This window comes from Maribacter forsetii DSM 18668, from assembly GCF_000744105.1.
GTDB classification, from domain to species: Bacteria; Bacteroidota; Bacteroidia; order Flavobacteriales; family Flavobacteriaceae; genus Maribacter; species Maribacter forsetii.
The window spans coordinates 2,483,720-2,501,270 of sequence record NZ_JQLH01000001.1 but is presented as its reverse complement, the minus strand read 5'-3'; the positions used below and the strand labels follow the sequence as shown (position 1 = coordinate 2,501,270).

Annotated in this window: 14 protein-coding genes and 1 riboswitch; of the genes, 11 read left to right on the top strand and 3 right to left on the bottom strand. The window is 34.2% G+C overall.

Annotated features, from left to right (window positions below; all coding sequences use genetic code 11):
* Positions 1-78 precede the first annotated feature (78 nt).
* On the top strand, positions 79-453 hold the full coding sequence (locus P177_RS10575) for a response regulator (protein WP_036154583.1): 375 nt from the start codon (positions 79-81) through the stop codon (positions 451-453).
* A 122-nt stretch (positions 454-575) separates the two neighbouring features.
* Positions 576-1,325, top strand: a complete 750-nt coding sequence (locus P177_RS10570; RefSeq protein ID WP_036154581.1) for an SPOR domain-containing protein — start codon at positions 576-578, stop codon at positions 1,323-1,325.
* Between the two features lie 12 nt (positions 1,326-1,337).
* Here P177_RS10570 and P177_RS10565 read toward each other — a convergent pair whose 3' ends face one another.
* Positions 1,338-2,420, bottom strand: a complete 1,083-nt coding sequence (locus tag P177_RS10565) for a serine hydrolase domain-containing protein (protein WP_051941803.1) — start codon at positions 2,418-2,420, stop codon at positions 1,338-1,340.
* 207 nt (positions 2,421-2,627) lie between these two features.
* A riboswitch (SAM-I-IV-variant riboswitch) is annotated at positions 2,628-2,725 on the top strand.
* 69 nt (positions 2,726-2,794) lie between these two features.
* On the opposite strand from P177_RS10565, the gene P177_RS10560 reads away from it, so the two are divergent.
* The 8 genes from P177_RS10560 (at position 2,795) to P177_RS10525 (ending at position 14,798) form a co-directional block, all read left to right on the top strand.
* Complete coding sequence (locus P177_RS10560) at positions 2,795-4,075, top strand: Na+/H+ antiporter NhaC family protein (protein ID WP_245233025.1); 1,281 nt, start codon at positions 2,795-2,797, stop codon at positions 4,073-4,075.
* A gap of 193 nt (positions 4,076-4,268) precedes the next feature.
* Positions 4,269-4,790 (top strand): RNA polymerase sigma factor, encoded by a 522-nt coding sequence (locus tag P177_RS10555; protein ID WP_036154578.1) that lies wholly within the window; start codon positions 4,269-4,271, stop codon positions 4,788-4,790.
* Between the two features lie 37 nt (positions 4,791-4,827).
* On the top strand, positions 4,828-5,736 hold the full coding sequence (locus P177_RS10550; RefSeq protein WP_036154576.1) for a FecR family protein: 909 nt from the start codon (positions 4,828-4,830) through the stop codon (positions 5,734-5,736).
* Positions 5,737-5,767: 31 nt separating this feature from the next.
* The gene (locus P177_RS10545; protein ID WP_036154574.1) at positions 5,768-8,263 is read left to right on the top strand and encodes a TonB-dependent receptor plug domain-containing protein; all 2,496 of its coding nucleotides are present in this window, start codon (positions 5,768-5,770) and stop codon (positions 8,261-8,263) included.
* 169 nt (positions 8,264-8,432) lie between these two features.
* Positions 8,433-9,887: a vanadium-dependent haloperoxidase gene (locus tag P177_RS10540; RefSeq protein ID WP_036154572.1), complete on the top strand. Its 1,455-nt coding sequence runs from the start codon at positions 8,433-8,435 to the stop codon at positions 9,885-9,887.
* 144 nt (positions 9,888-10,031) lie between these two features.
* Entirely contained in the window at positions 10,032-11,243 is a 1,212-nt protein-coding gene (locus P177_RS10535; RefSeq protein WP_036154570.1) for a cytochrome-c peroxidase, read from the top strand.
* 413 nt (positions 11,244-11,656) lie between these two features.
* Entirely contained in the window at positions 11,657-12,517 is an 861-nt protein-coding gene (locus P177_RS19435) for an outer membrane beta-barrel protein (protein WP_051941802.1), read from the top strand.
* Positions 12,518-12,770: 253 nt separating this feature from the next.
* Positions 12,771-14,798 carry an NADPH-dependent 2,4-dienoyl-CoA reductase gene (locus P177_RS10525; protein ID WP_036158207.1) on the top strand — a complete coding sequence of 676 codons (2,028 nt, stop codon included), beginning with the start codon at positions 12,771-12,773 and terminating at the stop codon, positions 14,796-14,798.
* A 38-nt stretch (positions 14,799-14,836) separates the two neighbouring features.
* Here the strand turns inward: P177_RS10525 and P177_RS10520 are convergent, their stop codons facing one another.
* Positions 14,837-15,631 carry a hypothetical protein gene (locus tag P177_RS10520; RefSeq protein ID WP_036154568.1) on the bottom strand — a complete coding sequence of 265 codons (795 nt, stop codon included), beginning with the start codon at positions 15,629-15,631 and terminating at the stop codon, positions 14,837-14,839.
* 164 nt (positions 15,632-15,795) lie between these two features.
* On the opposite strand from P177_RS10520, the gene P177_RS10515 reads away from it, so the two are divergent.
* Positions 15,796-17,136 carry a hypothetical protein gene (locus tag P177_RS10515; protein WP_157486533.1) on the top strand — a complete coding sequence of 447 codons (1,341 nt, stop codon included), beginning with the start codon at positions 15,796-15,798 and terminating at the stop codon, positions 17,134-17,136.
* A 96-nt stretch (positions 17,137-17,232) separates the two neighbouring features.
* Here the strand turns inward: P177_RS10515 and P177_RS10510 are convergent, their stop codons facing one another.
* Complete coding sequence (locus P177_RS10510; protein ID WP_036154564.1) at positions 17,233-17,532, bottom strand: EF-hand domain-containing protein; 300 nt, start codon at positions 17,530-17,532, stop codon at positions 17,233-17,235.
* Positions 17,533-17,551 lie beyond the last annotated feature (19 nt).

The window sequence follows — 17,551 nt, the reverse complement described above, 5'->3', positions numbered from 1 at the left end:
CTCACCTTTCAACAGAATTAATTTTTCATTTTCAGACAATGGGGTACTTTTCGTCTCTCAAACCTCAAACTCAGATTAATGAAACTCGAATTAGTAATTGTAGATGACTCTCACCTCTGGTTGTCATTAGCAGAAAAGCTTGCCAAAACGCATCCGTTGGTTGGTAAGGTAACAATCTTTGAAGACTCATATGATGCCTGGGTACATATACAGATAAACAAACCACAATTTGTTATTTCGGATATAGAAATGCCAGGAATGAACGGGCTTTCGTTCTTAGAAATGTTCAGTAATAGGTTGCCTTTTATTTCAACTTCTACTAAACAAGAATTTGAAGAAGTGGCAAGAGAGCTTGGCTGCATAGATTTTATTACCAAACCATTTACCAAAACAGATATACACCATGCTATAGATTCAGTTTACTATCACATGTATGGTAAAAAAGTAAGTTGAACTCATAATTTTCTTACCAATAATTAAGGATGGTAATAGCATCTTATTGGCATACATAATATTTAGATTGGTTATATTTACTTTTTTAGTAAATTCTTGTATCTCAAAACATACATATAACCATGACCCCCGATAAAGATATTTTTAGTACTAAACAAGGTAGATGGGACTTTGCAATTGCCATTGCCGTAATAGCCCTATTCTCTATTTTCATCTACATGTATATGTTTAATAATGAGAATGAAATAACAGAGGCTACTCCTGATTTGGAAACAACGGAAAAAGGACAATTACCCACTTCTTATCATTCAGAAGATCGAGAGTATGTATATACAAATTCAGAAACTTATGTGCCGGTGACAATACCTGCAAAAGATGCAATTGACCCTAATAAGAAAATTGCAATTATCATTTCTGATACGACACTTACTGAGGCTGATTTAGTAGATGATAAAATAGACTCGGTTGTTAAGCAAGAAATAGTAGATAAACCAGAAAATACATTGTCGACCGAATCTGTAAAATCAATGGTAGACACTGTAACTACAGGTGTTGAGTCAAAAGAAATTAAAGAACCAGTTGTAGAAAAAGAAGATGTATTAACAGAGAGTTCAAAAACAGCATCAGTAGCTAATACAACTTCAGAATTAAACTGTATGGCTATGGTAGGTGTTTTTAAAGATCAGAACAACATAGCTGCGATTATTAAAAAACTAAATGCCTTAGGATATACTCATGCACAAGGCGCATACCCTAAAGGTTTAACTTACATAAGCGTACCTGTTGATTGCGAGGATGAATCAAAAAAGAAGCAACTTATATCAGAATTAAATAAAGCATTCGGTATTGATTCATGGGTTAAAAGGAGATAAGTTCTTAAAACCTTAAGGTAATTCATAATCTAAGCCTGAATATATACTCAAGGCACCAATTACAATATCATTTGGCACCATGTTTACACCATTAGACAAATAGGTAAGGGTTACATCATCTGACGGAAAGTAGATACTTAAAGATTGATAACCGTCTACCCTGCCATCATGTCCAAATCCGCTTTTGTTATAAAACGGAATTGTGAATAGACCAAAGCCATAACCATCATTCATCGTTGTCATTTTATTAAGGGAGCTTTCAGAGACCAACCTTCCGTCAAACAAAGCATTATAAAATGCATTTACGCCTTTAGGTGTAGATACCAAAGAGCCGGTTCCTTGAAGAATGGTATAATGAGTTTCAACCAAAGCGACCCAATTTTCACTTTCTAATTGATAAGAATATGCCTCATTGTCTGTAGCATTGATTTCTTCTCCATTATAAGTATTTGTAAGTCCTAACGGTGTAGCCAATCTATCTTTAAATGAACTAGCATAAGTTTTCTCGTCAATATCTTCAATTATAAATGATAGCAAAAGGTAATTGGTATTGGAATATTCAAATTTCTCATTTGGACTAAAATTAGTACCGTTTTTAATGAAAATCTCTATAAGTTTCTGTCTAGAGGCGGGTTGTATTCGGTCTTCTGGGTCATATTCACCCTCAGTAAAATTGAAGAGTCCGCTTCTATGATTCAATAATTGTTCTATAGTAATAATTTTGGCATTAGGTATTTCTGGAAAGTAATTTTCTATTGTAGTTTCTAGAGTCAATTTGCTTTCTTCAACTAGCTGTATGATCATGGTGGCCGTAAATGCTTTTGAAACAGATGCTATTCTGTATTTAGAATTTTCGTTGGCCTCAATTGAATTTTCAACGTCAATAAAACCAAATGAATATTGATAATCTTCTTTACAATTTTTAAAAATGGATATACTGCCCATTCCTAAGTTTTGTTTTTCAATTCTTGAAAAAAACAAGTCCATTTTATCTCGGTCAAAATTTTCACCGAATTCTTCTATTTGGGTTGAACATGCTGTAGTAAAAACAACTAACAAACATGCGAAAATAACTTTAAAGTAATTTTTAATCATATGTAAATGGTTGAATTAGTTTGTGTTATGGAATCAAACTTCGACCATTAAATTGTACGGTGTTGTTAATTAAATAATAATTGACGTTAAAATTTATGTAATAATTCACGAGTGAATACCGCAATCTATTGTAAGAATAATTTGTAGATAAATTAACCTTATTTAAGATTTAGTCATCAGTTTTATACATTATTTTTGCGGCCTTAAAATAATTATCAAGAATCTCAAAAAAGGAGATAGCAACCTGCAATAACAAGCAAGGTGCTAAATAGATAAGCCAATTAATTGGAACAAATGTTAATTCATAATCCTTCTAATTTTTAGCTATTTCTTTTTTTGATTATGAAGAAAGAGAAATGGAAAGTACCAAAAAGATGACCCCCAAATTTTCTGCCTTAATACCTTTGTTGGTATTTGTATTTACCTTTTTAGGCGTAGGTATCTATCAAAATGATTTCTATGCCCTACCCGCACCTATTGCGGTAATTGTGGGTATTGTAGTTGCGTTCATACTATTTAGGCAATCGATATCAGATAAAATCAATACGCTTTTAAAAGGTTGTGGAGATGATAAGATATTGACGATGTGCCTTATCTATTTATTGGCAGGTGCTTTCGCTGCAATTACTAATGAAACAGGTAGTGTAGATGCCATTGTAAATCTTGGTTTAGACCTAATAGCCATACAATACATCTATGTGGGCATTTTTGTCATTGCCGGATTTCTATCTGTCTCAACAGGAACTTCTGTTGGCGCTATCGTAGCCTTGGCGCCAATAGTAGTAGGTTTTGCAGAAGAAAGCAATGCAGAGCTGGCAATATTATGCGGGGCGTTATTGGGCGGTAGTATGTTCGGTGATAACTTATCTGTCATTTCAGATACAACTATTGCGGCAACCCAATCTTTAGGTTGTAAAATGAGCGATAAGTTCAAACAAAACATTAAAATAGCTGTGCCAGCAGCGATATTTACCATTGCTATATTAATTTTTCAAGGCTTAGGGTTAGAATCCGTTGCACCTGAAAACACGATTTATAATTATGATATTGTAAAGATTTTACCGTATGTATTGGTGATTGCCCTGTCTATTGTTGGAGTCAATGTATTTGTGACGCTGTTACTAGGCGCTATAGCTGCAGTTGTATTAGGAATTGTTTATCAAGATTTTACTCTGATTGAATCCGCCAAAATTGCTTACACAGGATTTACCAACATGACAGAAATATTTCTTTTGTCTTTATTGACCGGAGGACTGGCGGCATTGGTAGAAAGAAATGGCGGAATAGAATTTATATTGGTCAATATTAGAAAGCTGATAAAAAATAAGAAATCGGCACAATTTGGTATAGCCACATTAGTGAGTACAATTAATATGGCAATAGCCAATAATACCGTTTCAATTATAATTGCCGGACCAATTGCAAAGACTATTAATGACGAGTATCATTTAGATAATAAAAAGACAGCGTCTATCTTAGATATTTTTGCCTGTATTTTTCAAGGTTTATTGCCTTATGGGGCACAAGTTTTAATGATTTTAAGCTTCTCTAAAGGGGAAATAGATTATTTGGATTTGGTAAGTAATACATGGTATCTAATGCTTTTATTTATGTATACGTTACTGTTTATTGGGGTAAGACCTTTACGTAAATAACAAGGTTTTATAATTGAGAACTTAATCTCAATAGTATTATAAACACATAACAATACTCCATAGATAAGATTTGAATACTTTGAGTATTATCTTGGGGTAGTTTACTTTAGAGTATCTTGCATTTAAAAGTTTCAATAACTAATATTGGGGTAATAGACCTTATAATTGGTCTTTTAGAATTTAATATTAAAGAATGGGGCAAGAACCATCGGTTTGCGAAGAGAGCGTTTATAATAACATTTATCGAACCCATGCAGAAGGTTTGCGAAATTACCTTTACTATAAGTTTGGCGATATGCAACGGGCAGAAGATATTGTACATGATTCTTTTGTTAAATTGTGGTCTATATGTAGTACCGTCGTTTATAAAAAGGTAGCCAGTTTTCTATATAGTATTTCAAGAAATCTAATGATCGATACGCTGCGTAATAAGAAAGTTGCTTTGAAATTTGAAAAAGGATTGGTTAAGGAACAAGACAATGAAGACCCTTATTTTAAATTAAGAACAAAAGAATTTCAGTTAAAACTAGAATCCGTTATTTCAGATTTACCAGAAAAGCAACGCGAGGCTTTTTTAATGAATAGAATAGATAAGCTGACATACAAAGAAATAGCGATTAGACTAGAGGTCAGCGAGACAGCTATTGAAAAACGTATTTCAAAAGCATTAATAAAATTGAACAGTATTACAGAAATTAAAGATTTTTCTATTTAGCAGGTTGGTTAAATAGTTATTTAAACGTATTACTAGTATGAGCAAGCATTTAGAAGATAAAAATTTAATTGCCCGTTGGATGGATGATCGTTTAAGTAACGAGGAGAAAGAACAACTGAAAGAATCGGGTGAACTAGATGCGCTTAAAACTGTAATTGATGATATAGATACCTGGAAGGTAAAACCATTTGATCTAGAGGCAGGTTTAGCCAAATTAAAAGAAGAGAATAAGACAGTTGTTCCATTAAAAAAGAGCAATAAAAACTGGCTGCGTATTGCCGCAAGTGTAGCTATATTACTGTCTTGTAGTCTGCTTTGGTATTTCACGTCAACTGGTTCCACTACTATTGCTACCAAAATTGCAGAGAGTAAAACAGTTGAACTGCCAACAGGTTCTTTGGTTGAATTAGATGCTGCATCAAGTATAACATATTATAAAGATAATTGGGAAGACAGTAGAATGCTTACTCTTTCAGGTCAAGCATTTTTTAATGTAACTAGCGGTGCTCCTTTTGTGGTGCAAACTCCCACGGCACAAGTTTCTGTGTTGGGTACACAGTTTAATATAAGTACACAAGAGGAAGAGTTTTCGGTATATTGCTATGAAGGTAAAATAGAAGTTTCGTATAAAAACAATTCAGAAATTATTACGAAAGGGCAAAGTGTATTTATAGTAAATGGCAAACTTAAAAAAGACAAACATCAATATTTGAGTCCGGAATGGATGAATGGTTTAAGTACCTATGATAGAACTCCGCTAAAAACAGTTATAGCTGATGTGAAACGCTATTACAATGTAGATGTAAATCTTCCGCAAAAGTATGATACACTTCAGTTTACGGGTACAATAGCGCATAAAGATTTGAAACAAACTTTAAATACCATTTTTACCACCATGGAAATAAAATACGAGCTTCAAGAGGGTAATACCGTTATTTTTGAATAGTATTGAACGTATAAAGCATAATATGATACCCATGTATAAGCATAAGAGAACATTACTTCAGTTTCTTGTTCTTAGTTGGTGTTGTATTTTATCTCCTTGTATATCATTTTCTCAAAACGGTCCTACTTTAAAATTAGTAGATTTTTTAGATGAATTAAAAGCCACTTACAATGTAGATTTTATCTATAACCATACCCTTTTAGATCAAGTTGTACTGCCCTCCTCTTCACATGATTGTGAATCGTTAGAAAATTGTTTAGCGAATATAAATGAAGAGGCTCCTGTCAAATTTGTTCAAGACGGAATCAACTCATATATGGTTGTGCCTATAAGAAATGATATTTCATTTAGTGTTATAGATGCAGAAAATAGTGAGGTCATTCCTAATATAACCATTCAAATTAATAAGGGAGAAGAGCGTTTTTTGTATCCTATTAATTCAAGGTATACAATCAAGAATATATTCGCATTAGATTCGGTTCATATACGTGCTTCCTTTTATTCCAAATTAGATATAATAGCTTCTGCGTTGGATGCATTAAAAACACCTGTGCGCTTAGAACATGCTATGATTCATTTGAATGAAGTTCAAATTACCGATTATTTGACAAGAGGTGTTAACGCTAAGATCAGTGATAATACCTTTCATATAGATATGCGGTCATTGGGTTTACTAGCAGGGGAAACTGATGGTGATGTTTTTAATGTAGTTAAAAATATACCGGGAGTACATACGCCAAGTGGTAAACCAGGAAGTTTAAATTTTAGAGGAAGTACATTTGATCAATCACTTATTGAAATTGACGATATCCCCATTTACCATAACGGGCATTTTTATGGCGCTATAGCACCCTATAATCCTACAATAGTTAACGAAATTGAAATTCAAAGAAATACCCTTTCTGCAAAATGGGGAGGTCGTGTTGGGGGGCTAATACATATTACCACAAGCAATACTGTACCGGACTCTACAGCATATAACGTTCAAGCAAATACTGTATATGCCGGTGCTACGGCAAAAATTCCTATTGTAAAAGATAAGCTTGCCTTATATGTAGCCGGTAGGTCTAATTACCCAAGTATTAATTCTCCAAAACTTACCGCCTTTTCTATTCTAAATTTTCAAGGTAGTCGTTTAGAAGATGTTGCGGATAAGGTCAATAGCGAAAATTTTAAAGTTGGATTCTATGATATTAATTCAAAATTGGTTTATGATATCAATGAGAACCATAAAGCCACGATCAGCTACATAAATATTCAAAATATTTTATCGGCAACCTTAGAAGATTCTGAGGATAAGGACAATAAAGATTTCAGGGATTTATCGTTGAATAACTGGGGAATGAATATGAAATGGGAAGGCACTTTGTCAGAGAAACTCAAAGTCCAAGCACGAATCAGTAAATCTATATTATACATCGATAACAAAAGTGAAGGCTTTTTAGCATCTGAACGTTCAAGTTTTGAAAAATACGCTAACACCATTGATGATACACGCCTTATAACAGAAGTTCAATTGCAGCTTAACGAAAATACCGAATTAGAAACTGGATATAGCTTAACTGATTATAGTTTAAGGTTTGATGAGCGTAATGATGAGAATAGTGTAAACAATCGTAGAGATCAAGATGCATTAACGCATAGTGCTTTCTTATCGATCAATAAAAATTGGAACGATAATATAACGGCTAGTTTTGGTATGCATACCGATTATTACGAACCTAATAAAAGGTTTTATGCAGACCCAAGAATTTCAGTTAATGTTAGGACAAGTGATGCCTTTTATTTGAAGACTTCGGTAGGTCGATCTCATCAATTTATTCAAAAAAAGATTCGAGACGATTTTGATGATTTTAATAATCAGACTCAGTTTTGGTATCTTCCTGATCAAACTACTTCGGTACTTGAGGGCTACCAGACTATGTTAGGTGCCTTATACAACAAATCTGGTTGGTTAATAGATTTTGAATTGTATAGTAAAAATACCAACAATGTAACTTTACAAACCAATACCAGCAACCTACAGAAAGGCAAGTTGAAAAGTATGGGTGCAGATTTGTTCGTAAAAAAGAGATGGAACAATTTTGAAACCTTGTTTAGTTATTCGTTAAGTGAAGTAAATACGGACTTTAATGAAACCTTGCCGATATTTTTTGACCAACGTCATATTTTACATGTTACAGCTTTATGGCATTTAGATCCTTTTAATTTGGCGGTAACTTGGGGCTATTTTACCGGTATGCCTGTAATAGTACCGAATTTCGATAGTAGTAGCTCAATTTCACAAAGCGATTTGGATATTGGCTATACCGATCGTTTTCCTAGTATGCATCAATTAGACGTATCAGCAACATATGAATTCACAAATGCTAAAAAAGGTTGGAAGGGCATTGTGGGGTTGTCATTTGTGAATCTTTATGACCAAGATAATATTGTAAACATATTTCAGAATGAGCCACCGGTAGATGACCCCTACCGTAAAACTATAGGCTTCGCTCCTAACCTACAACTTAGCATACAGTTTTAAGTGTTCTACTAAAACAAAACACCATTTAATCTTACCAATTTTAAAGTATTCTAAAACTAATTCTATTTTTTTTCAAATTAGGGGTTGGGTAAATCGAACTCTTAATCGTATTAAGGAAAAGGCATAAATAAGCCTTCAATTAAACAGTAACCTTAATACAAAAAATGTTATGCGAAATAATCAATTAAGATGGTTAATAATAATTCTAGCGGTGATTTTAGTACAAGCTTGTGCCAAAGATGAACTTGATGTGCTTGAACTAAGCGATGCTGAAGTAGAAGATCTTAATACGGTAGAACAAGATTCGTTGACTGCTAGAAGACAGAACAATAGAAACAACGGTTTAAATCCTTCAGAAGAGACAGTACAGCTTATATCGGATTGGAACGATCTGTGGTTAGTATTAGATCGTTACACCAACGGATTAAGACCTAACACTACGGCAAGAGCACTTGCTTATATTCATTTAGCTGGTTATGAAACAGCAGTAGCTGATATGGATGGTTACGGATCTACTAGAAATCAATTACAAGGTTTTAATCTAGACCAAGATGATAGACCTGCCAATGTAGATAGAAATTTAGCACTAAACACTTGTTATGCTTTGGTGTTCGATCATTTTATGTTCAGTGTATCCAACAATGCTAAATCTGGTATTGCCACTTTGGAAAATGAAATGGCAGAAGAATTATCCGAAAATTTATCTCAAGAAGAAATAGAAGATTCTGAAGAGTGGGGAGCATTGGTAGCGGAAATGGTCATTGCATATAGTCAAACGGACAATGCTGCGGAAACACAACAATTAGATCCTAATCCTGCCTCATACGTGGCACCTGTAGGAGTTGGTTTATGGGCTGCCTCTGAAGGTGAAAGTGCATGGTTTCCTTATTGGAATCAAGTTAGAACTTTTGTGATTTCTCCTGAACAAACCTCTAGTACTCCCCCGCCTTTTGATCATAATGAAAATAGAAATAGTGGTTATTATGAACAAATGGACGAAGTGGAGATCTCTGCTACAACTGCAAGATTATCGGATAATGAAGATTTATGGATTTCAGAATTCTGGTCAGATGATGTAGAAGGGTTGATGATGAGTCCGCCTGGACGTCAGTTTTCAATAGCAAATCAGCTTATTGAGCAAGAAGATTTAGATTTTGAAGAAACTTTAGAGCTATTATTAAAATTGGGTTTCGCCATGAACGATGCAGCAGTTTCGGCTTGGGATGATAAATATACTTACAACACGGAGCGTCCAAGTAGATATATTTTAGAATATATAAATGATGATTTTCAAACGAATTTAGCACGGTTTATTTCATCTCCAAATCCTGCATTTCCAGCCTACCCTTCAGGTCATGCAACCTTTGCAGCTGTTGCATCTGGAGTATTTATAGACATATTTGGTGGTGATGCAATTAATTTCACGGACAGAACCCACGCAGGTCGATCAGAATTTAGAAGCGACTCTAGAAGCTTCAATTCTTTTTCTGAAATGGCAGAAGAAAACGGATATTCTAGAATACCATTGGGAGTTCATATACAAGCAGATAGCGATGAAGGTGCTCGTTTAGGGTATGAAATTTCAGCAGCTATAAACAGTTTCAATCTTTCCCCAAATTTTTAAACTTAAACTCTTAATTGTAAAGGTTTCGCCATTTCTGGCGAAGCTTTTACAATTATATAACCTCTACCCTACCAAAATTTAAATGACCAGAATGCCAATAAACTACTTTTTAATTTTTATAAATCCCTTTAAAATCAATTTAATATGAAAAAGTATGTTGTCACTTTATGTCTAATGACATTTATAATCATTTCTTGTGCAAAAGATGAGTATATAGAAATTCCTGAAGATGAGGAAGAAGTAGTTTTGGTTGAAGATGAAAGTGAAAATGATACCACGGTAGAAGAAGAAACATTAGATATTGTGGAGATGGATGATTCCATTCTAAACCTACCTGATTCACCTTTTAATTATGCCAATATTCTTTTACCTGATTTTTTCTTTGACAATGATGTCAGAGATGAGGATAATACTCCTAATAATAATGCTACAACAGATAATGGAGCAACTTTAGGGAGAGTTCTGTTCTATGATAAGAACCTGTCAATGAACAACACCGTTTCTTGTGCTTCTTGCCATATACAAGAAAACGGATTTTCTGATCCCAATGCATTAAGTACAGGGTTTAATGGAGAGTTGACTTCAAGAAATTCTATGGGTTTGGCAAATGCCAGGTTTTATGAGAATGGAAGATTCTTTTGGGATGAAAGAGCCGCAACCCTAGAAGCACAAACCTTAGTACCTATACAGGACTTGGTTGAGATGGGGTTAACATTGCCTGAACTTGAAGATAAACTAACACAACAACCTTATTACGCAGCTTTATTTACAAATGCTTTTGGCGATGAAACAATAACAAGCAATCGCGTAGCATTGGCATTATCACAATTTATAAGATCAATGGTTTCCTACGAATCTAAATTTGATGAAGGACTTGCTCAGACACAAGATATAGATGACAATTTCCCCAATTTCACAACATCTGAAAATAGAGGTAAGCAATTGTTTATGAGTAATCAAACGCGATGTTTTGATTGTCATGCCACCAATGTATTTGTTGGGGATGATGCAAGAAACAATGGGTTGGATGCTACCATAACAGATCCGGGTGTAGGTGGTATAACAGGAAACAACAATGAGTTAGGTGAATTTAAAGTGCCATCATTAAGAAATATAGCCTTAACCGGACCGTTTATGCATGACGGTAGATTTGAAACTTTAGAAGATGTTATTGAACATTATAACAGTGGTGTCCAAAATAATCCTAATCTAGATAATAGATTAACCCAAGGTAATAATGTCCGTCGATTAAACTTGTCTGATACAGATAAACAAGCCTTGGTAGATTTTCTAAATACCTTAACGGATAATGAGTTTATAAACGATGAAAAATATGCCAGTCCGTTTATAGAATAAACCAATTTTAAAAACTGGATATTGATTTTTTGGAAGCGCTATTTTTAGTTAAAACACCTTAGTTATTATAAGGTGATTATCTTAATAGTTATTGATTAGGGATTGAGAGAATACGTGTTATTTCCTAAAAAATTATATATAAGATTGATTTAAGCTTATAAAATTGATTGATTAATAAAATATAGGGTGAATTAAGGTAGAGATTTTAATTTGAATGTTAAAGGATGTACTCCGATATGTAGGGGTTTCCTAAAAAAGTAATTTTGATAGACTAATTTAAAAGTGACATTTAGACTCTTAGTGATTCATTGATATTTTATAGTGTAAATCATTGTTAATGAAAGGGTTATGTGAGTTTTTTTTGCTTTGTTAAAAATTAGTTTAAACATATTTCAACTTATAAATCATTAATTATGAAACATTTAATCGCTGTGTGTGCAGCAATTTTATTAGGCTCTATATCTTACGGACAATGGCAGGTATCTGCAAGTTCTGGATATGCAATTGGTAGCGCAACCATGAAATTAGGAGAACGCATTAATGCTTCTTCAACGGAAAACTCTTATGGAAGTTATGGTGAGGGAACAAATTTTCAACTTAGAGGAACTTATTTCTTTGATGATTCTTTTGGTTTTGATTTAGGTGTGGGGTATTTAAATGGTACGGATCAAGATGTATCTGTGGTAGATTTACCAAGTACAGAAGTAAATGCAGTGGCAAGAGCACGTGCTTTTGGAGCTTCTGCATCTGTAGTATATAAGTTCACCAATAATATATATGGTCGTTTTGGAGCCTTATTAAAATTAGGTGGTAAAACTGAGGGGGTTATCTATCAAAAATCTGTTTTTTCAGAGCAAGAAGCTGAAGCTCTAGGTGTGCCTAATGGTTCTTATTCTGAAACAAACTACAAAGAAGACTTTCATGGACACTTTCCTTTAGGTTTCGTTGGTGCACTTGGATATAAGTATGATCTAGATTCTAATTTTAGTGTTTTTGCAGAAGTGGAGTATTACGGTATTAGTTTAAAGCGTAAAGATTCTGAAATTTCAGAGTTTAATACAGATGTTAAACTTCCTGATGGAACTGTTGCCGTTAGTGGTTTTTATTCTATTGATAATCTACCAGAAGGCATAAATAGAAATACCACCTATGTAGATGAGTTATCCAATACTAATACGGATACGTCAAAAGAATTATCTCAAAAAGTTCCTTATTCTTCATTTGGTTTAAATATTGGTGTTACTTATAAATTTGCAAAAGCAAGTAAGGAGTAATATTAAAGAGTTTATAATAAAAACCCCTATTGAAACAACAGTTTCAATAGGGGTTTTTATATGTTCCAATTAAGAAAGTATAGTATTTAATTCAGTTTTTTGAAGAACTTTGAAGGCGCTTGTTTGGCACTATTTTAAATAATCTGTAAACCAATATGATAAAATAATAGCGCTACAAATTAAATGTTCAGTTTTTAAAACGTACCTTCAACTATTATGCATGCATAGTAAATTAAGTTTAATTAGTAGTAAGATGACCAAGTACAAACATATTTTTGAGCCTTTAGATTTAGGATTTACCACCTTAAAGAATCGGATTTTAATGGGTTCTATGCACACCGGATTAGAAGAGGAAAAAAATGGAATAGAGAAAATAGCAGCGTACTACGCCGAACGGGCAAAAGGCGGAGTCGGGTTAATAGTAACCGGTGGTATAGCGCCCAATGTGCAGGGTTGGACAGGTCCTTTCTCTGCACGTATGAGTTCTAAAAAGCATGCTAAACATCATAAGGTCATTACTGATGCCGTACATAAAGAAGGTGGTAAAATTTGTATGCAAATACTGCATGCAGGCAGGTATGGGTATCATCCTTTTGCTGTGGCACCATCCGCTATAAAGTCCCCCATCTCCCCTTTTAAACCTTTTAAGCTCAATAAATCCGGTATTAATCGCACCATTCGTGATTTTGTAAATTCGGCTAAACTTTCAAAACTAGCGGGTTATGATGGCGTAGAAATTATGGGTTCTGAAGGTTATTTAATAAATCAATTCATTGCTGAAAGAACTAATAAACGTACCGATAATTATGGTGGCAGCTATGAAAATCGAATGCGTTTACCAATTGAATTAGTGAAGCAAACACGTGAAGCCGTTGGTCAAGATTTTATTATTATCTATCGCTTATCAATGCTAGATTTGGTAGAAAAAGGAAGCACTTGGCAAGAAGTGGTTGCCCTAGGTAAAGAAATAGAAAAAGCGGGAGCTACAATAATAAATACAGGAATTGGCTGGCATGAAGCCCGTATACCAACTATTGCAACATCGGTACCTAGAGCGGCATTTACTTGGGTGACCAAAAAGATGAAAGAAGAATTATCTATTCCGTTAGTTACGTCTAATAGAATAAATATGCCCGAAACTGCTGAGCAAGTTTTAGCAGAAGGTCATGCAGATATGATTTCAATGGCGCGACCTTTTTTAGCAGATCCAGAGTGGGTCAACAAAGCTAAAGCGAATAAGTCAGATGAGATAAACACCTGTATTGGTTGCAACCAAGCATGTTTAGACCATGTTTTTCAACGAAAAGTTGCTAGTTGCTTAGTAAACCCAAGAGCTTGTCATGAGACAGTTCTTAATTATAACCCAACAGAAACAAAGAAAAGAATAGCCGTTGTTGGTGCAGGACCGGCAGGATTGGCAGCATCTACAATAGCAGCACAACGTGGGCATGATGTTACACTTTTTGATGGCGAAAAAGAAATAGGCGGACAATTTAACCTGGCAAAGCAAATACCGGGTAAAGAAGAATTTTACGAGACCATTCGCTATTTTAATAAACAACTAGAGCTGCATAATGTAACTGTAAAATTGAATACCAGAGTTAGTGCAGAAGACTTGAAAAATGGCAATTTTGATGAAGTTATTGTAGCGACCGGAATAAAACCAAGAACTCCTAAAATTGAGGGTGTTGACCACCCCAAAGTCCTAAACTATATAGATGTATTAAAATTGAAAAAACCGGTAGGCAAGCGTGTTGCCGTTATTGGTGCAGGCGGAATCGGTTTTGACGTTTCTGAATATTTAGCCCATGAAGGGGAAAGTACAGCCTTAAATATCGATGCTTGGCTTAAAGAATGGGGAATTGATAAGACCTTAGAGGCTCGTAGTGGTATTGAGAACATACAGTCAGAAATATACCCATCACCAAGAGAAATTTTTATGTTTAAGCGTAGCAAAGGTAAGTTTGGTGGCAATCTTGGTAAAACCACAGGCTGGATACATCGTTCTACGTTGAAAAAGAAAAATGTACAATTTATTAATGAAGTGCAGTATACTAAGATTGATGATGAAGGTTTGCATTATACCCAAAATGAAGAGCAAAAAATACTAGAAGTAGATACAGTTGTTATCTGTGCAGGACAGTTACCATTTAAAGAACTTTTAGAACCATTGCAGGCAAGCGGTATAAAAGTACATGTAATAGGTGGTGCCGATGTTGCTGCAGAATTAGATGCTAAACGTGCAATAAATCAGGCGTGTAGATTAGCTGCCGAAATTTAATATTGTAAAAACAGGTAAAGTGGTTATTTGAAAATGAATTAATCTTCAAGAGGTATAAACGTACCGTTTTCATACTTCAGTTTTAGAATTTTACCGGTAGAATCCATGAATCCCGATGGGGAATCTAAGTCTCCATCAATATAACCCTCTACTAATTCATGGAATGCTATTTCTTCGGTTTTGGGGTTGTATTGAGGTATCAACTCATCTGAACCTCTAGTGATCTCATAGAAAAATTTATCATCACCATTAAAGCAGCCAGAACAATCTTTTAAAACACCGTCATTATAACTCAGTAATCTGAACATATAAAACTCTTTACCGCTACCGTGTGTTCCGTAAGCTTTTACTAGGTATTTGTCGTTGTCGATGAGATGTGTTTGATAGTGGTAAACTTCTGTATTATCTGTAATATAATGATCTTCGGTTTTGATTGTAAGAAAACCAACGGCTAATTCATTATTTACTTTATATTGATACATAGAGTTATAGACATGCCAGGTACCACCACTAAACTCATTCCAAGAAAAAATCTTTAGTTTATGATCTTCTGATGTAATTATCCTCATGTATTCAGATAACGAATCGTATTTGACATTTAAAAAAGATTCCTTTCTAAGTGTTTCAGCCAATGTGTTTTGAAATCGTATTAAAATAGTATCTCTAGCTTCCCCATATTTACCACCGTAGTCATGTCTATTATCACAAAACTTTTTATAAATGGAAGTCAAATGATTATCAATAGAATCTGAGTCAAAAGTATTCTGAGAAAAGAGTACATCATTATATCCAGTATATAGTGTGAAAATTAGTACAAAAAGTGTCTTGTTCATTTTAAAAATTAATTATCTGTAAATCTATACTTTTCATCTGTTTAACATCTTCTTAATTAAATATCAAAGTTTATAAAACGAGATTAAATTACTAAAAATCATGGTTTTAACAACTAAATCGGTATTTCTAAACGTACATAGAACAACCCCAAAATTAAAAGACTATGCTAAATTTTAAAACATACCTATTGTTATTTACTATAGGTTTTACAATGATAGCTTGTACAAATAATGAAGATATCGTATCTGTTGACGAAAATAATGATTCCGAAATTGAAGGCAATGAAGATGGGGCCGAACAAGAAGAACAAGAACCAGCAACTAATGAAAATACAACTTCCATAGTCATAGCCACAGAACTAACTGCGAACGACTTAGAGCCACACCCAATGCAAGATATTGCTAAACCAAACTATTTAGAAACGATTGTTGATCCTTCATTCGGGACCATTATCAGGCGAATATCCAATGCCGGAACAGGTGGAGTCATAAAACCAATGTACAGTACTATACAGGCATGGAATGCAGATGAAACTAGAATGATTTTGTATAATCAAACTAAAGGAGTACATCAATTACTTAATGGTATCACGTATGAGTTTATGCGGAATCTTGATGATGTACGACCAGACGACTTAGAACAGCTATTTTGGGATTTTAATAATCCTGATATTTTATATTATTTGGATGCCGTTACCGCTGAATTTATAAAATATACAGTATCATCAGGTACAAAAGATATTCTTGTGAATCTTAAAGATGTTTCTAACTGCTCAGGAAGTATTAGTATGGGTAATGATGTGCAAATGATGTCTTGGGATTCTGATGTTATAGGATTTAGATGCGATAATAGCGAGGCATATTCTTATAGAATATCTACACAAGAATTAGTTACCTTCAATTTAGATGATGTCAATTATACAGCGGCAATGCCAGCACCAAGCGGAAACCTTTTTTATCATAACGTTTCATCTTATGATGCTAATGGTAACTTTAAAGCTAGATTGAATATGAGTAAAGCAGAACATTCTTGTCTAGGAAAGATGGCAGATGGTACTGATACAAGTTTCTCTGTAAGTTTTAATGCCGGACCAAACGGCGGATGCCAAGGAAATATCATTGCTTATGATTTAAATACAGGTGATTGTCTACCTGTAATTTCTGAAGATTTAGGATATGACTATCCAAAAACAGGAACCCATATTTCTGCGGTAGCCCATAAAAATCAGGGATGGATTGCTGCATCCATGATTGGTTTTGAAGGAGATGGTCAGGCATTGTTAGATCAAGAGCTAGTGATTGCTCGTGTTGAGCCAGGTAATGTTCAAGTATACAGAATAGGACATCATAGAGCAGATGAAGATGAATTCGATTATTGGGGAGAACCGCATGCGGTTATTAGCCCCACAGGTACACGAGTACTTTTTGGTTCTGATTGGAGCGGTAGCGAAGACGGTACATCAGTAGAGTCATATGTAGTAGAGTTGCCTTCGTTTAATCCTTAGGTACTGAATACTTAGTGAGATGTTGTCTTGTTCTAGAATAGAAACTAAAAAAGGCGTATTCTAATGAATACGCCTTTTTTAATATCATCTTATATATTACTTCAACAAGGCAAGAATACCCTCTAATTCCGTAAGATTAAGACTTGAATTATTATCAGTATCCAAAGTACTGAAATTTTCAGAAACTTCACCAATAGCTTCAGAGGAGCTAATAGCTTGATCGTTGTTCGTATCTAAAAGGCTAAATAAGCTAGCTACTTGTTGAACTGTAGAATTCGAACTTAAAGAACCTAATAGTTGAGCAGCATTTGAAACCTTGGTGGTATCCATATTTTTAACGCTATTACAGCTAGTTATCGAAGCTACTAAAATGAATGTTGCAATTACTTTTTTCATGGTTATGTGTTTTTTATTT